Annotated in this window: 6 protein-coding genes; 3 read left to right on the top strand and 3 right to left on the bottom strand. The window is 34.5% G+C overall.

Features of this window, described 5'->3' with window-relative positions:
- The coding region (locus tag WC622_RS13270) for a dihydrodipicolinate synthase family protein (protein ID WP_372820181.1) at window positions 1-468 on the bottom strand (468 nt) is incomplete at its 3' end.
- Between the two features lie 226 nt (window positions 469-694).
- On the opposite strand from WC622_RS13270, the gene WC622_RS13265 reads away from it, so the two are divergent.
- The 3 genes from WC622_RS13265 to WC622_RS13255 all read left to right on the top strand — a co-directional run bounded on the left by WC622_RS13265 (window position 695) and on the right by WC622_RS13255 (window position 3,955).
- Complete coding sequence (locus WC622_RS13265; RefSeq protein WP_372820180.1) at window positions 695-1,576, top strand: AraC family transcriptional regulator; 882 nt, start codon at window positions 695-697, stop codon at window positions 1,574-1,576.
- 54 nt (window positions 1,577-1,630) lie between these two features.
- Window positions 1,631-3,406 (top strand): aminopeptidase P family protein, encoded by a 1,776-nt coding sequence (locus WC622_RS13260; protein WP_372820179.1) that lies wholly within the window; start codon window positions 1,631-1,633, stop codon window positions 3,404-3,406.
- A 231-nt stretch (window positions 3,407-3,637) separates the two neighbouring features.
- Window positions 3,638-3,955 (top strand): HPF/RaiA family ribosome-associated protein, encoded by a 318-nt coding sequence (locus WC622_RS13255; protein WP_372820178.1) that lies wholly within the window; start codon window positions 3,638-3,640, stop codon window positions 3,953-3,955.
- 286 nt (window positions 3,956-4,241) lie between these two features.
- Here WC622_RS13255 and WC622_RS13250 read toward each other — a convergent pair whose 3' ends face one another.
- Together WC622_RS13250 and WC622_RS13245 are read right to left on the bottom strand one after the other, a co-directional pair.
- Window positions 4,242-5,012: an HNH endonuclease gene (locus tag WC622_RS13250; protein WP_372820177.1), complete on the bottom strand. Its 771-nt coding sequence runs from the start codon at window positions 5,010-5,012 to the stop codon at window positions 4,242-4,244.
- Window positions 5,013-5,533: 521 nt separating this feature from the next.
- Window positions 5,534-6,001 (bottom strand): hypothetical protein, encoded by a 468-nt coding sequence (locus WC622_RS13245; RefSeq protein ID WP_372820176.1) that lies wholly within the window; start codon window positions 5,999-6,001, stop codon window positions 5,534-5,536.
- Between the last annotated feature and the right edge of the window lie 159 nt (window positions 6,002-6,160).

Raw genomic sequence — 6,160 nt, 5'->3', positions numbered from 1 at the left:
CATCAATTCTTCAAACATCTCTAAAGATACTTTAATGCCATAATCTACCGGATTGTTATAAATTAGAATAGGGATTTGAATGGCAGAAGCAATCGCTTTAAAATAAGTAACCACCTCGTTATCATCTGCTTTATATTTTAGTGGTGGCAATAACATAATCCCATCAGCACCTAAGTGTTCGGCTTCTTGTGCCATCGCAATAGCTACACTTGTTATTTGTTCTGCTACGTTGATGATTACAGGAACCTTACCATTTACTGCCTTCACTGTATAGGTTAAAAATTCGGCCTTCTCTTCTTTTGTCAAGGTACTAGCTTCGCCCAAAGAGCCACAAATGATAATTCCATCAACACCAGCTGCTAATTGCGCATCTAAGTTTTTTTGGAACAAAGGATAATCAATGGTATCGTTTTCTGTAAAAGGAGTTAAGAGCGCTGGATAAACGCCTTGCCAAGCAACATGTTTCATAGTCAATTTATTTTATTCAAATGTAATGTGAGATCGTATACGGTACTTAACCAGATTTAATGAATAATAGACGGATATTAACTTTAACAGCTTTTTTTCATTTTAATGCACTAATATTAACAAGCCATTCCTAAACGACGTAACTAATTGATTTAATTTATCCTATTTTACCCTAAAATTTTATTTTAATTGATTAATTAAGTTAATATTAGATTAAATTCATGAAATGAAAGTTTTACAGTTCACCATTCCTGTTGCTCCCGATCGTACTATTATTGTGCAAGAAGACAATATGGCACATTTTTATCCATACTTACATCGCCATAAAGAGGCGCAATTGATTTGGATAAAAGAAGGAGAGGGCACACTTGTGGTAGACAATAACATGCATGCGTTTAGGAAGAATGACATTTATTTGCTAGGGGCAAATCAGCCGCATTTATTTAAAAGCAATCCAGAATATTTTGAAGAAGGAAGCGATTTAAAAATTCAGGCCTTAATGATTTTTTTTGATCCAAATGGGAAATTAGCTCCCATACTGGCGTTACCTGAAATGCAATTGCTCCACTCCTTTTTGCAGCAAAAACAAAGTGGTTATAAAATTCCGACTACACATACAGAAAGTATTATCCAACGCATGTTAAGTGTACAGTATGCTAAAAACCAAGAGGTTATTGTTAAGTTTTTAGACTTACTCCAAACACTATATCAAATTGGAAATCAAGGAGAAACCTTATCTACTGCAAAAATGACCAGCTTTTCGGAAAGTGAGGGTATCCGCATTGGAAACATATTTAACTATTTGATGCAACATTACGAACGACAAATTAGTTTAGATGAAGTGGCTGCAGAGGCACACATGACACCGCAAGCATTTTGTAGGTATTTTAAAAAACATACCCGACAAACGTTCGTCTCATTTTTAAATGAATTACGCATTAACGAGGCCTGTAAGAAATTAACCAGCGGCAAGTTTGAAAATATTGCCACAGTGGTTTATACCTGTGGTTTTAATAGCGTAACCAATTTTAATAGAGTGTTTAAATCGGTAAAAGGCGAAGCGCCTAAAACATACCTTAACCAATATTTTAAAAACTTAAAGGTTTGACGAATAAATGTTCAAACAATTTTTCATTTCTTAATTTCTTTCTCACATTTGCACATGACTTATCCTGAAAAACTGAATGCCATCCGTCAACAAATGAAAACTGACGGCGTAGCTGCTTACATTATCCCTTCTGCAGATCCTCACATTAGCGAATATTTACCCGATCATTACAAGTGCATTGCCTTTACAACAGGCTTTAAAGGTTCGGTAAGTACGGTAGTCATTACACAAGATTTTGCAGGCCTATGGGCAGATTTTAGGTATTTCGAACAAGCCGAAGAGCAATTAAAAGGCAGTGGTTTTGAGTTGGTTAAACTTAAAATTCAGGGCAATCCAGAATACATTCAGTGGCTTGGTCAAACTTTACCCAAAGGGGCTACCATTGGTTTCGATGAAAAATTAGTTTCTATCCTTTTAGGAGAACTCTTACATAAAGAATTAGCCTACAAGCAAATCAATTTTCAACATAAAGATTACCTAAGCCCAATTTGGGAAAACAGATCAGCACTCCCTACTAACCCTGCATTTTTAATAGCGGATGAATTTATCGGTCAGTCGGTGAGTGATAAGCTAAAAGCAGTTAGACGAGCGTTAAAACAGCGCCATGCGACTTACCACTTAATCTCCTCATTAGATGATTTGGCTTGGCTATTTAATATCCGTGGAGCAGATGTAAGTTACAATCCAGTAGTGTTAAGTTTTGCCTTGATCTCTGAAAATCAAGCTACCTTATACATTCAACATGATAAATTAAACGCAGCTGATCAAGCAAGTTTAACTCAAAGCGGAGTAGAAATTTTAGCTTACGATAACATTGCAAATGACTTACGCTTTTTGCCAGCCGAAAGTTCCATATTAATAGACCCAAAGCGTAACTGTTTTGGCTTATATAAACTTATTCCTGTTTCCGTTCAACGTATTCTCGACACCAACCCTTCTACACAGTTAAAAGCTGTTAAAAACGAAATAGAAGTCACCAATACACGTCGAGCGATGATTAAAGACGGTGTTGCGATTACTCAATTTTTAAAATGGATTACAGATAATAGTGGAAAAATAGAAATTACAGAACTATCAGCCGCTGCTCAATTGAAAGCATTTAGAGCCAATCAAGAGGGTTTTATAGGCGAAAGTTTCAATACCATTGCGGGGTATAAAGCGCATGGTGCTTTACCTCATTATGCCGCTTCAACCGAAAGTGATGTAGCCATTCAAGCAGATGGTTTGTTTTTAGTAGATTCTGGTGGTCAATACCGCTATGGCACGACTGATATTACGCGTGTAATCCCAATGGGAAATAATACCGAAGAAGAGAAAATAGATTACACTTTGGTGCTAAAAGCGATGATTGAAGGCTGTAAAACTCGTTTTCCAAAAGGGACGTGTGGCTATCAAATTGATGCGATTACACGTAGACCAATGTGGGATTATGCGTTAAATTATGGTCATGGAACTGGTCATGGTGTTGGTTATTTCTTAAACGTACACGAAGGACCGCAAGTGTTTAATGCAACGGCAACTCCTATACCTGTAGAGTTGGGTATGATTACTTCTATTGAACCTGGAATTTATCGTTCTGGTAAACATGGTATTCGTATTGAAAATTTAGTATTAACCATTGCCGACCAAACCAATGAGTTTAATGAGTTTTATGCTTTTGAAACCTTAACGCTGGCACCAATTGACACGACTTTAGTTAAAAAAGAGCTACTGGAAAAAGCCCACATCGATTGGTTAAATACCTATCATGCCAATGTGTATGCGAAATTAAGTCCGTTTTTAAATGAGGAAGAGCAAGTGTTTTTAGGGAAGATGACGAGTGAATTATAGCGCCTCACCCCAAGAGACTGTATCAAAAAGAAAATTTAAAAATTGTTAATGAATTAAATTAGGAATTTGCGTCGTTCCCACGAAGGTGGGAAGCTTAATGCGTAATGCATTTTTTACTCACTATCAATGAGGGTTTTAGGTTTAATCATTAGGCTTTTTACTTATGATATACAAACATCCCAACTATATTGCTGTTATTGTAGTATTATTAATCACAAAAACTAATTATATATGATTATTCAACTGAACGCCGATAAAAACTTAACAATACACGAAACTTACGAAAGTCAGATTACAGAACAATTAACTAAAGAATTAGCAAGATATAGTGGACATATCACTAGGGTTGAAGTTCACTTGAGCGACGAAAACGGAAGTAAGGGTGGTATTAATGACAAAAAATGCTTACTAGAAGCTAGATTTGAAGGCAAACCACCTATTGTAACTAGCGACCTAGGAAATACGTACGACCTTGCTTTAAAAGGCGCAACTGAGAAATTGAAACATGCGCTGACTACTATAATAAGTAAATTGCAAGAGAAAGTTTAACTATTACGATACTTGTCCTATTTAGGATCACAAGATATTATTCAAAGACCGATTTATTCGGTCTTTTTTGTTTGCTAGTTATGCTGTGTATATTTCGGTAAGTGAAAGTCCTATTCCGTTTATAATTGACACCACAAAAGAAACCATAGCTTTTTGAGTACTATTATTTTTTGAAATATACTTCGAATGTATGCTAAATTAAGTCCATTTTAAATGAAGAAGGCAAAGTGTTTAGGGAAGGTGGCGAATAAGGTTTAGTTCCCCTGTTGTTATATTTTCAATAGCCTTAAGATTTAAATCTTGATTGATTATGATATTCTAAGAATTCCTTACTTGGTAAAAATTTAGAGGGTAGTATAATTTTTTTATTCTCATATTTAGTAAAATAATCCAATGTATATTGGGTCTTTTGTTTCAAAATTAATGGGGATATTTTGATAATATAATCAGGCGTTATTGTTAAATAACCACATTCAAAAGCCTTATCATGTAACGCATTAATTGCAATACCATTTTGAGGGTTTAATCTATTTTTTTCATCAACACCCCATGGTATAATATGACCAGCGATTAGAAATTCTGATTGCTGAATACCAGTAATACAGCAGGTATTATTATAAGATGCTAAAATTGTCTTCCTAAAGAATGATTGGTTAATTCGAATCTTTACTAACTGTGTTCTGGTTTTACCTTCTTTAAATAAATCATTTTCAGATATTCCAACTAAATCCTCTATTGTAGTATTTTCAAATTTGGCAAGTAATTTTTCACTTTCATAAGGTAATCTATCCCAGTTATTATAGAATTCATTCCAAATTTCTTTATCTAAGTTGCTAGACTTATATGCTCCTTTAATTCCTCTTGCTTGTAAACTTGGGTCCAAACTAGCAAAATTTACAAGCTTGTAGGCTACACTACCTGCTGTTCGCCCGATTAAACCTGCTAATTTAACAACTTCTGGATTAGTACTATGCATTCTCCCAAATGGAGTTTTACAATATAAAGCCATAGCTAGAATTAACTCATCTCGAGACCAAAGCGTCTGTCCTTCTTTCATTTATATTTAATTTTCTTGTAAAAGAAATACAAATTGACAATTATCAGAAAGACACATATGCAATTGTGTTGAATTAGTAGAATTATATAAATCAAAGATTAATTCTGTCCTGCACCCACATTTTGAGCAAGTTTCTGGTTGGCTAGTAAAAATAAAGGTTTCCAAAGTCGGCAAAATGAACATAATTAAAGTTAGAAAAATTATGCTCATTCGAATCACTATCATAAAATTTATTTCGTACACTCATCAACTTCAATTAACAAATTCTCTGTTGTTTTTCTTATAAAAACTCAAAAAATTACACCTCATTTCTCCCACATTCCTCCCAGTCTTCTCCTACATTTCTCCTGCAAAATGCCGTTTTAGAAGAACAAACATGGGGTAAACCTCGAACAACACTAGAACAAAACAACTTTTATACTGACATATTCGGACATTCACAGACATTTTCGGACATTTAAAAGCACTACGCTCTTTGTCCGAAAAATTTACTGTTCTTTTGAGGTATGAAATTTACTGAACTACTTTGCGGTAATCGAACAGTTCGCTTGCTCAAACACAAATCTCCCTTTCTGATAATCGACAGGCACTTTATCATCGAAAAAGGCAGAGCCCCAAACCATGGAGATTTCGCCAACACCCATGGTTAATTTGTTTTCCTTTTTAAGAAAGGCAACCGGGTTCCTGTACCATTTATCAACTTTGTTAACTTTAAAATCATAATGACCTTTTAGCGTATCGCCATGGAATGTTCCTTTAAATTGCCCTTCGAATTTTTTGGCGTTAGCATAGCTAAAATTTAAAAGACCTTTAATCTGTTTGCTAGAGGTATCTATTTTAAGCCAAGCCGTATCGTTTTGACTAATTGCCATATAACAAATAGTATATTTAGTATCCATTTGTTCTTCCATCGTTTTTTCTTCACGACAACTCGTCAGTAAAAATAATAGACTTAATGCCAAGTAGGCAAATGAATTGCTCTTTATCATCGGAATAAATTTTGATTAACAGCTTAAAAATACATACAATACCTATAAACTTGTTTACAATTCGCTAAATACTATATAATTTGATTGATCTGTCTCCTACAACAACATCTGTGGAAAAAGTAATGGGGAAAAACAGACTAAATATTCCCCAATTTTACC

The sequence above is a fragment of the Pedobacter sp. genome (assembly GCF_041662865.1).
Classification (GTDB): Bacteria; Bacteroidota; Bacteroidia; order Sphingobacteriales; family Sphingobacteriaceae; genus Pedobacter.
This window is presented reverse-complemented; position numbering and strand designations above follow the sequence as displayed.

Coding starts and splice junctions, on each gene's coding strand:
- WC622_RS13265 (WP_372820180.1), top strand. CDS start 695: ATGAAAGTTTTACAGTTCACCATTCCTGTTGCTCCCGATCGTACTATT.
- WC622_RS13260 (WP_372820179.1), top strand. CDS start 1,631: ATGACTTATCCTGAAAAACTGAATGCCATCCGTCAACAAATGAAAACT.
- WC622_RS13255 (WP_372820178.1), top strand. CDS start 3,638: ATGATTATTCAACTGAACGCCGATAAAAACTTAACAATACACGAAACT.
- WC622_RS13250 (WP_372820177.1), bottom strand. CDS start 5,012: ATGAAAGAAGGACAGACGCTTTGGTCTCGAGATGAGTTAATTCTAGCT.
- WC622_RS13245 (WP_372820176.1), bottom strand. CDS start 6,001: ATGATAAAGAGCAATTCATTTGCCTACTTGGCATTAAGTCTATTATTT.